The sequence below is a fragment of the Rhabdobacter roseus genome (assembly GCF_014202275.1).
In the GTDB taxonomy this organism is placed as follows: Bacteria; Bacteroidota; Bacteroidia; order Cytophagales; family Spirosomataceae; genus Rhabdobacter; species Rhabdobacter roseus.
Window position 1 is genome coordinate 50841 of the sequence record NZ_JACHGF010000007.1, and the last position, 16623, is coordinate 67463.

Sequence of the window (16623 nt, forward strand, 5' to 3'; positions counted from 1 at the left end):
TTATACAAATCAAGTACCCCTGATTTTTGCTATTTCTTCATCTTTATCTTTCTTATGAAAATACGGCAAGACCTTACCGCGGCCGACTTACAGCCCAAAATTGACCGTTTGTGGCAGCTTTCTGCCGACAAAATCCGCCTCATCAACCGCGAATACGACATCTCCAAAGGCTCGCCGGTTTTTACGGTACAGGGCAAATACACCACCCGCGGCTGGACCGAGTGGACCGAAGGCTTCCGCTACGGCGCTGAGGTACTTCAGTACGACGCCACCAACGAGGAGGAATTTTTGGAAGGGGCCCGGCAAAAGACCATCGCCCAGATGGCCTCGCACGTGGGCCATTTCGGCGTACACGACCACGGCTTCAACAACGTAAGTACCTACGGCAACCTGCTACGCCTGATGAACGAAGGGCGGATCGAGGAAAACGCCTGGGAGCGCAATTTTTACGAAATAGCCCTCAAAATCTCGGGCTCGGTGCAGGCTAAGCGCTGGTCCAACTGCAAGGATGGCGGGTACATTTATTCCTTCAACGGCCCGCATTCGCTCTTCGTGGACACGATCCGCTCGGTGCGGGCGCTGATGGTGTCGCACCTGCTGGGCCACAGCCTCATGGGCGAAAACGACCTGAAGACGAGCCTGCTCGAAAGGGGTACTTTGCACTCCATCGCCACGGCCCGCTACTCGGTGTTTTACGGCGAAGGCCGCGACAGCTACGACCTCTGGGGCCGCACGGCGCACGAGAGCGTCTTTAATACCAACGACGGCAATTTCCGTTGCCCCAACTCCCAGCAGGGCTTCTCGGGCTTCACCACCTGGACGCGCGGCCTGGCCTGGGCTATGGTGGGTTTTCCGGAGCAACTGGAGTCGCTCAGCCGCTTCACCGACGAAGAACTAAGTACCCTGGGCGGCCGGGAGGCCATCGAGGCCATCTACCTCAAAGCGGCCCGCGCTACCTGCGATTTTTACATTGAAAATACCGCCTCCGACGGCATTCCTTACTGGGATACGGGAGCACCAACCCTCCATAAACTAAGCGACTACACCGAGCGCCCCTCTGACCCCTACAATGCCTACGAACCCGTAGACGGCTCGGCGGCGGCCATCGGCGCGCAAGGACTGCTGCGCCTGGGTAAGTACCTTCAGGACAAAGGCCAAACCGAAGAAGGCCAGCGCTACTGGCAAGCGGGCCTCACGGTGCTGGATTCGCTCTTCGAAGAGCCGTACCTCTCGACCGACCCCACGCACCAGGGGCTGATCCTGCACTCGGTGTACCACCAACCCAACGGCTGGGACTACATCCCCGAAGGCCAAAAGGTACCTTGCGGCGAGTCGAGCATGTGGGGCGACTACCACGCCCGCGAAGTGGCGCTGTACGTACACCGCCTCAACCAGGGCCTGCCGTACTACTCGTACCTGGGCGCGGTAAAGTAACCTCATCAACCAGACCTCTTAAATTGTATCAGGATGAACTTAGATAAGTGCTGCATCCATACCATCACTACCAAGCCGTGGAGCCTGTCCGAAGCGGTAGACCACTATGCGGCGGCGGGGGTGAAGGGCGTAAGCGTGTGGCAAAATGCCGTCGAAAATAGCACCCACCACCAGGCGGGTGAGCTCATTCGCTCGCACGGACTGGACGTCGTGTCTTACGTACGCGGGGGCTTTTTCCCCCATACAAGTACCTCCGAGCGCGCCAAGGCCATCGAGCACAATAAAAAACTCGTGGAAGAAACCGCCGCCCTCGGCGCACCCCTCATCGTGCTGGTGTGCGGGGCTACCCCGGGTCAGTCGCTGGAAACCTCCCGGCAGCAGATCCGGGACGGGATCGAGGCGGTACTTCCGCTGGCCGAGGAGCTCAACGTGAAGCTGGCCATCGAGCCGCTACACCCCATGTACGCCGCTGACCGTTCGGCCATCAATACCCTCGGGCAGGCCAACGACATGGCCGAGGCGATTGGTTCCGCCCACGTGGGCGTAGCCGTAGACGTGTACCACCTCTGGTGGGACGGCGCGCTGGAAACCGAAATAGCCCGCTGCGGAGCCAACGGCAACCTGCTGGCCTACCACGTGTGCGACTGGAAGGTCAATACGCTGGATATGCTCAACGACCGCGGGCTGATGGGCGAAGGCTGCATCGACCTTAAGCGCATCGGCAGCTGGGTAGAAAAGGCCGGTTTTGACGGCTACCACGAAGTGGAGATTTTCTCGGACATCTATTGGAAAATGGACCAGAGCGAATTTTTATATAAAGTAACCCAGGCTTTTAAAGCCCACGTGTAAGTACCTCTTTGTAAAAAACTCTCATTCATTCATAACTCGTAACTACATGACCACGCATACCATCGGTATCATCATGAACGGCGTAACGGGCCGCATGGGTACCAACCAGCACCTCCTCCGCTCCATCAAGGCCATCCGCGAGCAGGGCGGCGTAAAACTTTCGGCCGACGAGGTCATCATGCCCGACCCCATTCTGGTGGGCCGCAACGAAGCCAAACTGAAAGCGCTTTGCGCGCAGTCGGGCGTGGAGAAGTACACCACCGACCTGGATTCGGTGATGTCCGACCCCCACTACCAAATCTACTTCGACGCCCAGGTGACGGGCCGCCGCGCGGCGGCCGTGAAGAAGGCCATCGAAGCCGGAAAGCATGTCTACTGCGAAAAACCCACGGGTACTTCGACCGAAGAAGCCCTGGAGCTGTACGAGCTGGCTACCGCCGCGGGCATCAAAAACGGCGTAGTGCAGGACAAACTCTGGCTGCCGGGTATGCTGAAACTTAAGCGCCTCATGGAGAATGATTTCTTCGGTGAGATTTTGTCGGTACGCGGGGAGTTTGGCTACTGGGTATTTGAGGGCCACAGCATTCCGGCGCAGCGCCCTTCCTGGAACTACCGTAAAGAAGACGACGGCGGGATCATCGTGGATATGCTGTGCCACTGGCGCTACGTCCTCGACAACCTCTTCGGCAACGTGAAGGCCGTTTCGTGCCTGGGCGCGACGCACATCAAGGAGCGCATCGACGAAAACGGCAACCCCTACACCTGTACCGCCGACGACGCCTGCTACGCTACGTTTGAGCTGGAAGGCGGCGTAATTGCCCAATTTAACTCCTCTTGGACGACGCGCGTCCGCCGCGACGACTTGCTGACACTGCACGTGGATGGTACCAAGGGCTCGGCCGTGGCCGGTCTGCGCGAGTGCGTGATCCAGCACTACGGCAACACGCCCAAGCCCGTCTGGAACCCGGATATTCCGCAACCCATTCAATTCTTTGAAGGCTGGGCCGAAGTACCCCAGCAGGAGCTCTACGACAACGCCTTCAAGGTACAGTGGGAGCTCTTCCTGAAGCACGTTGTCAAAGACACGCCGTTCCCCTGGGACCTGAAAGCCGGTGCGAAGGGCGTACAGTTGGCCGAAAAAGGCCTGGAAAGCTGGGAAAAAAGAGCGTGGGTAACCATTGACGAACTATGAGTAAAGTAGCACTCATCACCGGCGGTAGCCGGGGAATTGGCCTGGGCATTGCCCAGGCCTTAGCCCAGGATGGTTTCGACCTGGCCATCAACGGCGTGCGCGCCGAAGAAGGCGTGCAGGAAACCCTCGACGCGCTGCGAGCCACCGGCCGCCGCGTCGTCTACTGCCAGGGTAGTATTGCCTCCGCCGACGACCGCGCGCGCATTATCCAAACGGCTTACGATGCCTTTGGGCAAATCAACGTGCTGGTCAATAACGCCGGGATCGCGCCGCGCCAACGCCTCGATTTGCTCGAAACGACGCCTGAAAGCTACCGCGAGCTCCTGGAAACCAACCTCGAAGGCCCCTTCTTCCTGACGCAGGCCATTGCCCAACGCATGGCCGCGGCCCGGCAGGCTGACGACGCGTTTCAGGGTACGATCATCTTTGTGACGTCCATATCGGCAACGGTGGCTTCCATCAACCGCGGCGAGTACTGTATTTCCAAAGCGGGGCTGGCCATGACCTCCTCGCTGTTTGCGGTACGGATGGCCGAGTACGGCATTCCGGTCTACGAAGTACGGCCGGGCGTTATTGCTACCGACATGACTTCCAAGGTACAAGGCAAGTACGACGAGCTATTCAGCAACGGACTAGCCCTGCAACCGCGCTGGGGTACCCCTACCGACGTGGGCAAGGCCGTGGCGGCACTTTCGCGCGGCGACTTCCCCTACTCCACCGGCCAGGTGATCCTGGTGGACGGCGGTATGTTGGTGGATCGCCTCTGAGAAAGTACCCCGGCTTTGGTACAAAAAGAAAAAATAATTGCTCTGGTGCTAAATTGCCGGTTTTTACCCCCATTTTTAGAATTCCTTATTCCTAAAACCTAACCCTCTCTTATGTCCCAGCCTCTTAGTCCCCAGCGATCCGTTGTCTCTCAGCTTATGCAGGTACCCGTGGTGGTAGCAGCGCTGGGGTACCTGGTGGATATGTACGACCTCTTTCTGTTCAGCGTGGTGCGCGTGCCGAGCCTCAAAGCACTGGGCGTAGAAGGCGAAGATTTACTGAACGAAGGCGTCATGCTGCTCAACATGCAGATGGCCGGTATGCTCATCGGGGGTGTGCTGTGGGGTATCCTGGGTGACAAGCGCGGTCGGCTTTCGGTACTTTTCGGTTCTATTTTGATGTACTCTTTGGCCAATATCGCCAACGGTTTCGTCAACAGCCTGCCCATGTACGCCGTGCTGCGGTTTATTGCCGGGGTAGGTCTGGCGGGTGAGCTGGGGGCCGGTATCACGCTCGTGACGGAGGTACTTCCCAAGGAGATTCGTGGCTACGGTACTACCCTCGTAGCTACGCTGGGGGTACTTGGGGCCATCCTGGCGTACTTCATTGCTGACCTCTTCCAGTGGCGCGTATCCTATTTTGTGGGTGGCGGGCTCGGCCTGATGCTCCTCATCATGCGGGTGAATGTATTCGAATCCAAGCTGTTTGATAAAGTCAAGGAAAAATCAGTCAGCCGGGGCGACATCATGATGATCTTCAACAACCGCGGCAGGCTCGCCAGGTACTTGCTCGCCATCGTGGTGGGTCTACCGATCTGGTTTGTGGTGGGTATTCTCATCACGTTCTCGCCCGAGTTTGGCAGTGCCAAGGGCATCGAGGGCATCAACGCGGGCAAGGCCGTGATGCTGGCCTTCACGGGCCAGGTGTTCGGTGATATTGTCAGTGGCTTGCTGAGCCAATATTTCAAAAGCCGCAAAAAAGTGATTGGGATGTTCATCACTTTGTCGCTGATCATGATGGGTGTTTACCTACTCTTCCCGGTCAACACCGCCTTTGGCTTCTATTTGATCTGTGCGCTGTTGGGCTTTTGCAACGGCTACTGGACGCTCTTCATCACCATCGCGGCCGAGCTGTTTGGTACCAACATCCGGGCTACCGTGGCTACCACCATTCCTAACTTTGTACGTGGGGCTACCATCCCGCTGGCGGCGCTTTTCGTATCGCTCAAGCCCGACTGGGGCGTGATTTACAGCGGAGCCGCGCTAGGTGCTCTAACTATTTTTATGGCCCTGATCTCGCTAAAGTACCTCGACGAGACCTTCCATAAAGACATGAACTACCTCGAGGAAGATAAGTAGTAGCCCCACTGCCCAAAAAGTTTTTTTGTCCCGAGGCCGTCGTCCAATCCGGATGCCGGCCTCGTCTTTTTTTCTCTATGTTATTTTTTCGTTTCCAACCAATATAGTACCCGTCTGTGCGTTAGCTATCTAAGTCAAAAACCTCTGTGAATGCGAATACTTTTTACCAGCCTCTTTCTTTTCCTTTCTTTCCTATCCCTCGGCCAATCTAAATACACCCTCAGTGGTTTTGTGAAGGAAAAAGGGAGTCAGGAGCAACTCCCCGGCGTTAATGTATACGTACCGGGTACTCCCTACGGCGTCAGCACGAATACCTACGGGTTTTATTCCCTTACGCTTCCTGCCACCGACTCCCTCGTACTGATTTTTTCGGCCGTAGGCTACGAAACTACCACCCAGCGCTTTGCTTTCCAGAAAGACCAGGAGCTGACCATTCAACTGGCGTCCATCACGCAGCTGGACGAAGTGGTGGTATCCTCCCGACGGCAGGAAGATTACGTGAGCCGCAGCGCCCAGATGAGCCAGGTGGAAGTACCTATTTCGCAGATTAAAAAAATTCCGGCCTTCTTTGGCGAAAAGGACGTTTTGAAGGTACTTCAGCTCATGCCCGGCGTGCAGAAAGGCACCGAAGGACAAACCGGCCTCTACGTGCGCGGCGGCGGCCCCGACCAGAACCTCATCATCCTGGACGACGCCGTGGTCTACAACGCCAACCACCTCTTTGGCTTTTTCTCGATCTTCAACAGCGACGCCCTCAAGAGCGTCGAGCTCACCAAGGGCGGCTTCCCGGCGCGCTTTGGCGGGCGGTTGTCGTCCGTGCTGGACATGAGCATGAAAGAGGGCAACAAGGAAGGTTTTCACGGGGAGGGCGGCATCGGGCTTATTTCGTCCCGGCTGACGCTGGAAGGACCCATCGCCAAGGGGAAATCGTCGTTTCTGGTGTCGGGGCGGCGTACCTACATCGACGTGCTGGCCGCGCCCTTCATTGCCTCCCAGCAGCGGGGCGACGACAGCCAGGTGCGCCCTGGCTACTACTTTTATGATCTCAACGCCAAGGTCAACTACGATTTGGGCAATAAAGACAAGCTGTACCTCAGTGGGTACTTTGGCCGGGATAAGTTTTACGCCAACGAATCGAACTCTTCCGGCGGTACCCGCGCCGGGCTCGACTGGGGCAACGCCACCGCCACCCTCCGCTGGAACCACCTCTTCGGGCAAAAGCTCTTTGCCAATACGTCGCTGATTTTTAGTGATTTTAATTTCGGCGTAGCCAACGAAACCCAGTCCCGCAACGTGAACGACGTCGTAACCAGCCAGTTCAGCCTGCGCTACGACTCCCACATCCGCGACCTGGGTCTGAAGACCGACTTTGACTACTACCCTTCCGTGCAGCACGCCGTGCGGTTTGGGGCGCAGGCTACCTTCCACCGCTTTGTGCCGTCGGCGCTGGCCATTCAGGGCTCCTTTCTCAATACGCCCATCGAGCGCTCCGTGACGCCCGTCAACTCCGTCGAAGCGGGGATTTACGTACAGGACGTCTGGCAGCCCATCGACGCCCTCAAAATGAACGTGGGCATGCGCCTAAGTACCTTTACTACCGAAAACCAGACCTACCTACGCCCCGAGCCGCGCTTCTCGGCGGCGCTCCGGCTGGCGCAGGATTTTTCGTTCAAGGCGTCCTACGCCCAAATGAACCAGTACGTGCACCTGCTCTCCAACACCGGCCTGGGCCTGCCCACTGACCTGTGGGTACCCACCACCGACCAGATCGCCCCGCAGCAGTCGCAGCAGGTAGCGGTGGGTTTTGCCAAGGATCTGGAGCGCCCGGCCCTAACGTTCACGGTGGAGGGCTACTACAAACACATGAATAATATCCTCAACTACAAGGAGGGGTCCTCGTTCCTGAGCCTCAGCGGTGAAAACGCCAACGAGCTCACCTGGGAAGACAACGTTACGGCCGGGCGGGGCTGGTCGTACGGGGCTGAATTCCTGGCGCAGAAAAAATCGGGACGTTTTTCGGGCTGGGTGGGCTATACGTTGTCCTGGACCCAGTGGCAGTTTCCGGAGCTCAACTTCGGGCGCATCTTCTACCCCCGCTACGACCGCCGTCATGATATTTCGGTGGTAGGTATTTTTGAGCTCAGCAAACGCATTACGCTCTCAGGTACCTGGGTGTACGGTACCGGCAACGCCCTCACGCTGCCGCTTTCAACCTACCAGGCCGTGCGCGACAACTTCTCCATCACGCGTGACCCCAACAACGCCGAGGCGCGCTTTGTCACCTGGCGGGCCACGACCGTCAACGAGTACGGCGAAAAGAACGCCTTCCGGGCCGAGCCCTTTCACCGGCTCGACCTGGCCATTCAGTTTCACAAAAAAATGAAGCGGCACGAGCGTACCTGGGAGTTTGGTCTTTATAACGCCTACAACCGCCGGAATCCTTTCTTTTATAACCTGGATACCGAAACCACCAACGACGGCTCCACACCGGCCCGCGAACGTACGGTCCTTAAGCGCTACTCGCTGTTTCCGGTACTGCCTTCGTTTAGCTATAATTTTAAATTTTAGGCCATGAAAACAATTCCCTATTTTCTGATCCTGAGCCTGATCGTGCTGGGTACTTCCTGCGAGACCCTCGTCAATACCCTGCCCGAATCCAAACTACCTCAGGTGGACACAAAGCTGGTGGTTCAATCGTTTATTTCTCCGCAAGATTCCCTCATTAAGGTGGTGGTGACGGAATCCAGCCCGCTCTTTGGTGAAACTACCCCCGGCAACCGGGTTATTTCCAAAGCGCTCGTTTCCCTGTCCAACGGCACCACTACCGCCGTCATTCCTTACGACACGGCCAGTCAGTTGTACGCGCTGCCGCGTGCCCGCTTTCCCATTGCCGCCGGACGTACCTACACCCTCACCGTCACGGACGGCACGCGTACCGCCACAGCCGCCTGTACGGTACCTGCCCAGCAGGTCTTCGTGGCTTCCTACAAAATAGATTCGGCCGTGGCGTCGTCGCAGGTTTTTGGCGCTGGGTTTATCCAGCGCGATACGGTACTGCTGGTCAAGGCCCTCTGGCAGGACCCCGCCGGGCAGCCCAACTTTTACCGTCTCAAAGGATGGCTGCAGACAGAGTCGTCGGTCATCGAGTTTCAGGACCGGGACAACTACACCGAGCGGCGCGTGGTCATTACCCGCGCTTTCGACTGGGATGAAAGCAACGGACGCCCGGAGTTTCAGTCGGACCTCAACCTGGATGGCATCCAGCTGAGCTCCCCGATCGGGCGCGTGGTGATGCCCCAAACGACCACCACCAATTACCAGGGGAAGCTGATTGTACCCAAGCAAAAAACAAAAATACTGGCCGTAACGCTGCGCCTCCTCAACACCGACCAGCACTACTACGAGTACCACCGCTCCGTGGAGCTGAGCCGCCGTTCGGGGAATCCATTCGCCGAGCCCGCTCTGGTTTATTCCAACGTCACGGGTGGGCTGGGGGTATTTGCGGGCTTTACCAGTACTACAGTGGTCGCCAGGCCTTGAAGTACCTTTTGATTTTTGTGTGGCCGCTCAATTGGGGTACTTCCCGTGTGGCACTTCTAGTGGGGTACTTCCCGTGTGACACTTCCAGGGTGGCCCGATTTTTTAGGGGTTAGTTAGGAAAATAAATTTTTTATTTAATCCTAAACCGCATCATGAAGAAATGGATGATTATGCTGGCACTGCTGGGAGGAAGCCTGGCCGCCTGCCAAACGCGAGAAAACACGCAAACGCTGGAAAATAGCGACACCAGCGCCATTTATCCCGACGCGATCGACGATAACGCCGATACTACCAACACCCTGGCTGACACGCTCTCGGGACAACCCATTCCGCGTCCCTAGTGACTCTTATCTTTGATTTATAATTCTAAGTACCCCGCTCCCGAATCGAGCGGGGTACTTGGCGTTTTTGGGGGTGTAGTTTAACAGATTTATTTACTCATAAGCAGCGTTTCTGAAGGCACAAAAAGCGGTACACATAAGTAAAACTGAAATGTTACTACTATCTTTATCCGTTTAAAAGTAATCTATTGTAAAATAACACTTTTATATATTACTTACTTAGAATTCATTTATAGGCAAAAGCGCCCTTTAACACGAAAAACAAGGCATATTATTGATTTAAAACTCTACAGATTATACTTACTTAATGAGCTCTTCTACCCTTCTTTTCTTTAAAAAATGGTTTTTAATTTCTAGCTTCTGTTTGATAAGTGTCACTAACGTCTACGCGCAGGTATTTATCAATGGGACCGTAATCAACGAATATAGTGAGCGCATACCGGCAGCAACCGTTCAAGTAAAATCAACTCCTATCCGTACAATCACCGACGCTAACGGAAATTTTGCTCTACAAGTACCTGATAGCGCCTCTACTCTGCTTACGACGGCCAGAGGCTACATTTTACACCAAACCAAAATCAACAGAGGTACTTCGTTCACTATTCAACTTACTATTGATGCTACTTTTCCGGGAGAAAAAGTATACGTGGGCTATGGTACTCAATCGAAACAAACAGTTGCCGGAGCTATAGCTACTGTTCGGGGAGACGAATTAAGCCAGTCTCCAGTCTTGGCGCTCTCTAATACCCTGGCGGGTCGTTTACCAGGCATTATAGTTATAAACAGAAGTGGCGAGCCTGGCAACGATGGTGCCAGCCTTTATATACGTGGCAATAACGCCTTAGGTGACGAAAGTGCTCTGATTGTAATTGATGGAGTTCTCGAGCGAATGGGAGGCCTTGATCGAATAAATCCGATTGACATAGAAACCATTTCGGTCTTAAAAGATGCTTCGGCGGCCATCTACGGCTGGAGAGCGGCCAACGGAGTTATTATGGTTACTACCAAAAAAGGAAAAATAGGAAAGCCGTCTTTATCTTATTCATTCGACCAGGGCTTTACCAATCCTACGGTCATTCCTAAAGTAACTAATGCTTCTCAATACGCGCATCTTTTAAATGAATTAAATATATACCAGCTTCCCGTATCGGAATGGGAGGCCGCTCATCAAGCTTACCGAAGCACGGGCAGCTACCTTCGTCCTAACGGCTCCGTACGAAGTGCTCCATTCTCTCCGGAAGATTTGGCTAAATACCAAAGTGGCTCAGCGCCCTGGTCGCATCCCAATACAGATTGGTTTGAAGCCACTCTCAAAAACTTTTCACCCCAAGTGCGTCATAGCTTACGCCTACACGGCGGAACGGAACGTTTTCACTACTTGGCTTCTGTAGGTTATCTGAATCAAGATGGGAATTACATTAACTCAGCCACCAGCTATAAGCAGTATGACGCGCGTCTGAATTTGAATTTCGAAGTCAATAAATACATAAAAATTAACGTAGGCACCTTAGGCCGCCAGGAAGTAAGAAACACTTCTATTCGACCCGCCAGCTCTATCTTCAGAACCCTCCAGCTTGCTCTTCCTCATGAGCACGCTTACTGGCCTAATGGCTTACCAGGCATAGCCCTTAGGAGTGAACATAACCCGGTAGTGATAAGCACTAAACTACCCGGCTATCATAGAAGTATCCAAAATTTTGTACAGACCAATACCTCATTTGAGATCTCCGTTCCCCGTTTAAATGGCCTGAAGTTTATCAGTATGGCTGCCCTTGACCAGTACACTGAGGCGATCCGCCTTTGGGAGAACCCCTGGACGGTATATACTCGTGGCAATGGCTTTGAAACTGACGGCATTACGCCAAGGCTGCTGGCTACTTCATACGGCCCCAATGAGCCGCGCATGACGCCTGGAAGTACTAAGCAACTCAATCTATTTCTAGAAGGGGTACTTTCCTATCATAAATCATTTAGGAACCATACGCTCTACCTACTTGTAGGCACAAACCGTGAAACCACTAAAAGCGATCACCAGTATAACACGGCCAGAGAAAGACTCTCAACAAGTCGCTTAGGGCACCTAGGTCGGATCGAGTATAACTTTAGTAGAAAGTACTTGGCTGAATTCGTGTGGAGATATGATGGCTCTTTTATGTTTCCCAAAGAAGAAAGGTACCGTTTCTTCCCAGGATTTTTAGCTGGCTGGGTTATATCAGAAGAGAACTTCTGGAAAAGGACTGTCCCTGTTGTTCATTTTCTAAAACTTCGTGGGTCAGTGGGTCAGCTTGGTAATGATCAGATTAATATGCCTATTTCCACTCCTAATAATACCTATCGCTATTTGGCTACAACCTCCTCAAACTTGGGTTTAGAAGGACTAATTTTAGCTAATAAAATACACTTTGAATTTGATGTATTTTCTAATCAGCGGACTAAATTTATCTGGGATAGTCAAGGAAACATTCTCAGACTGCCTGTAGAATATCTTGGCAAACTGCAAGATAAAGGATGGGATCTAAAACTAGGATATCTCCATCAAAGTACCCATTTACAATACCGCCTAAGCGCAAATGCCGGCCAAGTCAGAAACAAAATCATAACGTGGAACTTACCCTTTCATGTTCAAACGTGGCCAATAGGTATGCCCTTTAGTTCGTACTTTGTTTATGAATACGACGGTGTATTCAAAACCCAAGCTGAAATTGACGCTAACCCATTAAACTACTCGGCTCTTACGAATCAATTACGACCAGGCGACATGAAGTTCCGCGACACTAATGGCGACGGAAAAATCACGCCTGAGGACCGCATATTCTTACCTAATAGCAACTTACCTTTGTTTCAGGGAGGTATTAATGCCTCCATTCAATATAAAAATATTGACCTGGTATTACTGGTACAGGGTGCCGCCGGAGCCAAGCAATTCGTTAGTTCAGTGGAATCAGGCATCTCGAGCAACTACCTGCTGGATACCTTTGAAAACCGTTGGACAATTGACCATCCTAGCTCCGTTCATCCTCGTATTACCAACCGTGGCGACCAGTATTATTCCGTAGGCAATACCTACTGGCTCAGAAGTTCGAACTACCTTCGATTAAAGAATTTTGAGCTTGGTTATTCCCTCCCCACTCGAGCCATTGGCAAAATAGGTCTCAAAAGTACGCGGCTGCATGTAAGTGGTTTTAATCTTTTCACCATAGACAAGCTAAAAGTTCTTGACCCTGAGGCTGATAACAACCTAGGGTACTACTATCCTCAGCAAAAAATATTCAATATGGGCTTAAGTGCCAGTTTATAACCTCGGTCCCAACATGACCCTTGGCGTTTAGGTACTTTCCAACTACCTTTGTCTCATTCTATTCTCATGATAAAATAGCGACTCTTGGCGTAGCGTCACGCTGCGCGTCCCGGCTTTTCCTGACCGAAAAGCACCCGGGCTCTTTCTTCATTTCTCGCATTTTATCATGAGTCATCATCATGAAATCCAACATCAAAATAGCCGTGCTGGGCGGCTCGGGCAAAGCCGGTAGGTACCTGGTGAGCCACCTGGTCGAGCGGGGCTACGCCGTCCGGTTGCTGTTGCGTCGGCCCGAATCATTCTCCGTACAAAGTACCCTCATTGAAGTAGTGGTGGGCGACGCCCTCGATCCCGAAGCCCTACGTACCTTGCTGGAAGGCTGCCAGGCCGTAATAAGTACCTTGGGCCAGCGCAAGGGTGAGCCGCTGGTGGCCAGCCAGGCTACGCGCTACCTGCTGCACGCGATGGAGTGCTACGGCATCCGGAGGTACCTGGCCGTAGTGGGCCTGAACCTGGATACGCCTTCGGACCGGAAGCGCCTCAGTACCCGGCTCTCGAGTGCTCTCATGAAGTGGGCGTTTCCGAAAATCGTGGCGGACAAGCAGCTGGCCTACCAGCTCCTGACCCAAAGTACCCTCGACTGGACGCTGGTGCGCATTCCGTACCTGGTGCAAACCGACGCGCTCCGGGACATTCGGCTAAGCCTGGACGACGCCCCCGGCGGCAAAATCAGCGCGGCGGATCTGGCCCACTTTCTGGTAGACCAGCTCGACGATAAAAAGTACCTCCGCCAAGTACCCTTTATAGCCAGTAACTAGTGGATTGAACTAAACCGGGAGCCCCCAATAGCTTCCGGTTTAGTTTTACGAAAGTACCCCAAGCCCTCTGCCCCATGCGACCATCACCAGTACTTGCGCTCGGTGAGACCGGTCATGTAGAGGTCGTAGCCGCCTTTGCCGCCGGGGCGGTCGGAGCTGAATAGCATGAGGTTGTAGTTAAAGTTCGAAAGATCGGGCAGGATGGGCCGGTACTCGTTGGCGGCGGTATTGATGCGGCTCCCGGCATTGAGGGGTGGCGACCAGCGGCCATCTTCCAGCGTAGAGTAGTAGATATCGAAGCCGCCCTGACCACCCGGCCGATCCGACACAAACACCAGCGTGTTTCCGTACAGGTAGGGGCACTTGTCGTGGTAGGGCGACGAAAGCTCGTCCATCTTCCTAATGCTGTAGTTTTTGGGGTTCACGAAGCTTTCGAGCCGGGTGCCGTGCGTGCCCTGAATCGTGACTTCGTAGAGGTCAAAGGTACCGGCGCGGTCGGAGCAGAAGTAGATTTTATCCCCCTGCTGGGAAAACGTCGGGTAGGCATCGTTGCCCGTCGAATTGAGCATATCGAAGGTGAAAGGTCCCTTGGTTTCTTTGTTTTGGTCGTAATACAGGTACTTGATCTGCATCCGGCCCGCCGCGTCGTCGGCGTAGAAGAGCGTAAGTACCTCGGGCTCGGTGGCCACCCAGGGGAAATCGTGCTTCATGGAAAGTACGTTGGGACCATACACGTTAAAATCGCCGTTGGCATAGCTAGCCAGCCACGATGTGGCATTGTAGCGCTCATTGATGCCGCCCCCTAAATACCCTTTTAGCAGCCCATTGACCACTTTCTTTTTCTCGTCGTAGCGAAGGCTGGCCTCATAGTGCACCAGATTGAGGTACTCTTTCTTGTTACGCTTGGAAGAAAAAACCAGGTTAAGCTCCCCGTACCGGTTCTGAGCTAAATTAGAATTATAATCGTCGAATTCGGAGTTAAACTCCTCCAGGTTAACTACCTCCTGCATGAATCGCCCGTCCTTATCGGTATAAAGGATCGGTACAAGAAAACAGCCTTGTAGCCCCAAAGCTACACCTAGTAACAGCATGGATTTTTTCATAGGTATCTTGTTTTAAAGGCCCAAGTACCTGCTCAAGAGCCGCCTACGGGCGTAATGGTTGGAATGGATTGTAATAAAAAAGGCGGAACCCGTAACCAGATCCCGCCTGGGTACCTACGCGCCTAAAGCTTTGCGGGCGTATTCACAGCATTTGGCGGTTTCCTTCACGGCGTCGGAGCCTTCGGGAATGGTGTATTCCAGCTCGATGGTGGCCGGAAACTTGTACTTGTTTTTACTCATGAGCTGAAGTACCTCCACGATGGGCGTATCGCCTTCGCCCCAGGGTAGGTTGGCTCCGCCGTTGGCCTTGGTTTTGCGGTCTTTGGTGTGCATGCTCACGATGTGCTGGTGCTTGGCTTCGAGCAGCGGAATGGGCTCAAAACCCGCCGCCACGTAGTGGCCCATGTCGAAGTTAAGCGCGTTGTATTTCGACTGGCCCAGGGCCACGTCCCAGGCCGTGAAGGTCTGCTGCAGGTGGCCGTGGTAGCCCACGTAGATCTTGTTGCGGGCCGCGATGTCGCCCAGGCGTTTGGTTTCGGCGTCGCTGGTGGGTAGCTCTACGGTGGCCTGGTTGGCGCCCAGCGCTTTGGCCGCCCGGAAGGCGTAGTCTACCTCGGCGTCGGTGTTTTTAGCACCCAGCGCGCTGGGTTTGTAGCCGTAGATGCTCACGCCCGCCTGGTTGTACATCTTTCGTAGCTGCACAAATTTGTCCATAGGTACCTTGGTGCGCCAGGCGGCGAGTTTTTCCAGGTACTCGGCTTGCTCGGCCTGCTGTTCGGGCGTCAGCTGCGGGCGTTGCCCGCCGGTCCAGGCCGGGCGCGCCGGGGCTTCGGGCGCTCCCGCGAAGGCTTCGGCCGAAGGCCCCATGAGCTCGATGGCGCTGATGTTGCTATCGATGCAGTATTGCAATACTTGCTCGGCGCTGCTGGGCATGCTCCGCCACGAATAGCTGATCACCCCCACCTGCACGCCCTTGAAGAGGGAGTTGGGCTTGCCCAGGTTTTGGATGTAAGCGGGCGCGCCAAAGGTACTTGAAGAGGCCAGCGCGAGGCCCGTCGCCGCTAGTGCCGAAGTACCCAGGAATTGCCGCCGTGAAATTTCTTTATTGCTCATGAAGCCAGACGTTTGGAAGTAAAAAATGGAGTATCTGGCTAATAAAGTACCCCGCCCGCGCATTCTAATGCCACGAGCGGGGTATTTCCAATTTCTTTTTTGTCACCAACGCCTGGTGCTAAAAATCGGTGGTAGAAAGTACCTGCGGATTCTCAGTCGCGCAGCCAAAAACCGGGAGGTTCAATGCCCAGCGTACGCAGGTACACGTAGCCCTGCCCGCGGTGGTGAATCTCGTTGTCGATGAAGTAATAAATCACGGCATGGATGGGCATCTCGTACTGTCCAAAGGCCAGGTCTACTTCCTGAAACCGCGCCTCGGGGATCTGCGGCCAGAGCTCGTCGATGATGCCGGTGGTTTTGTCCCATAGCTGCAGCAGCTCCTCTTTGGTTTTGGGATCCGCCTTGCCGAAGTCCGACTCGTCGAAGTACTGCCAGGTACCCGTCAGCGCTCCGCTCACGCCCGGTACGGCCATCGCGATCATCTCCATCGCCAGCTGGGCAAAGGGGCGCATCCCGCCCACGGAATAAGTAAAGAGCTCCTCCTCCGGAAATAGCTCGATGACCCGGCGGGTGAGGCGGCGGTGTCCCTGCCAGTGCTCCAACACCAGATTTGAGGTAAGGACTACTGACGGGGCTACTTCTTGCGTGCTTTTGGTTTCCATGCTTGGTTTGTTTTTGATGGTTAAAATCAAATGAACACTACAAAGAAAAAGCAGGTACCTGACAGCCCTGTGTCAGTAGGGATTCAGAAAAATTGATTTTTTTTGTAAGCGACTAACACTCCAGGCGGGGAGCTTCCAATTTGAAACGGA

Annotated in this window: 13 protein-coding genes; 10 read left to right on the forward strand and 3 right to left on the reverse strand. The window is 54.2% G+C overall.

Annotated features, from left to right (window positions below):
• Positions 1-54 precede the first annotated feature (54 nt).
• The 10 genes from HNQ92_RS19390 to HNQ92_RS19435 all read left to right on the forward strand — a co-directional run bounded on the left by HNQ92_RS19390 (position 55) and on the right by HNQ92_RS19435 (position 13595).
• Positions 55-1434 (forward strand): glycoside hydrolase family 88 protein, encoded by a 1380-nt coding sequence (locus HNQ92_RS19390; RefSeq protein ID WP_184176327.1) that lies wholly within the window; start codon positions 55-57, stop codon positions 1432-1434.
• A gap of 33 nt (positions 1435-1467) precedes the next feature.
• Positions 1468-2283, forward strand: coding sequence for a sugar phosphate isomerase/epimerase family protein (locus tag HNQ92_RS19395; protein WP_184176329.1), 816 nt, complete (start codon positions 1468-1470; stop codon positions 2281-2283).
• Between the two features lie 46 nt (positions 2284-2329).
• On the forward strand, positions 2330-3475 hold the full coding sequence (locus HNQ92_RS19400; protein WP_184176331.1) for a Gfo/Idh/MocA family protein: 1146 nt from the start codon (positions 2330-2332) through the stop codon (positions 3473-3475).
• On the forward strand, positions 3472-4242 hold the full coding sequence (locus tag HNQ92_RS19405) for a 3-ketoacyl-ACP reductase (protein WP_184176333.1): 771 nt from the start codon (positions 3472-3474) through the stop codon (positions 4240-4242). Before HNQ92_RS19400 ends, HNQ92_RS19405 begins: the two co-directional genes overlap by 4 nt.
• Before the next feature lie 111 nt (positions 4243-4353).
• On the forward strand, positions 4354-5598 hold the full coding sequence (locus HNQ92_RS19410) for an MFS transporter (protein ID WP_184176335.1): 1245 nt from the start codon (positions 4354-4356) through the stop codon (positions 5596-5598).
• Between the two features lie 150 nt (positions 5599-5748).
• Positions 5749-8166, forward strand: coding sequence for a TonB-dependent receptor (locus HNQ92_RS19415; protein WP_184176337.1), 2418 nt, complete (start codon positions 5749-5751; stop codon positions 8164-8166).
• 3 nt (positions 8167-8169) lie between these two features.
• Entirely contained in the window at positions 8170-9138 is a 969-nt protein-coding gene (locus HNQ92_RS19420; protein ID WP_184176339.1) for a DUF4249 domain-containing protein, read from the forward strand.
• A 152-nt stretch (positions 9139-9290) separates the two neighbouring features.
• Positions 9291-9479 carry a hypothetical protein gene (locus tag HNQ92_RS19425; RefSeq protein WP_184176341.1) on the forward strand — a complete coding sequence of 63 codons (189 nt, stop codon included), beginning with the start codon at positions 9291-9293 and terminating at the stop codon, positions 9477-9479.
• Positions 9480-9786: 307 nt separating this feature from the next.
• The gene (locus HNQ92_RS19430) at positions 9787-12777 is read left to right on the forward strand and encodes a SusC/RagA family TonB-linked outer membrane protein (RefSeq protein WP_184176343.1); all 2991 of its coding nucleotides are present in this window, start codon (positions 9787-9789) and stop codon (positions 12775-12777) included.
• A 179-nt stretch (positions 12778-12956) separates the two neighbouring features.
• Entirely contained in the window at positions 12957-13595 is a 639-nt protein-coding gene (locus HNQ92_RS19435) for an NAD(P)-dependent oxidoreductase (protein ID WP_184176345.1), read from the forward strand.
• 83 nt (positions 13596-13678) lie between these two features.
• Here HNQ92_RS19435 and HNQ92_RS19440 read toward each other — a convergent pair whose 3' ends face one another.
• From HNQ92_RS19440 to HNQ92_RS19450, 3 genes are all read right to left on the reverse strand, one after another.
• Complete coding sequence (locus HNQ92_RS19440; RefSeq protein WP_184176347.1) at positions 13679-14698, reverse strand: TolB family protein; 1020 nt, start codon at positions 14696-14698, stop codon at positions 13679-13681.
• Between the two features lie 114 nt (positions 14699-14812).
• The gene (locus tag HNQ92_RS19445) at positions 14813-15811 is read right to left on the reverse strand and encodes a sugar phosphate isomerase/epimerase family protein (RefSeq protein WP_184176349.1); all 999 of its coding nucleotides are present in this window, start codon (positions 15809-15811) and stop codon (positions 14813-14815) included.
• A 152-nt stretch (positions 15812-15963) separates the two neighbouring features.
• Entirely contained in the window at positions 15964-16473 is a 510-nt protein-coding gene (locus HNQ92_RS19450; RefSeq protein WP_184176351.1) for a DinB family protein, read from the reverse strand.
• Positions 16474-16623 lie beyond the last annotated feature (150 nt).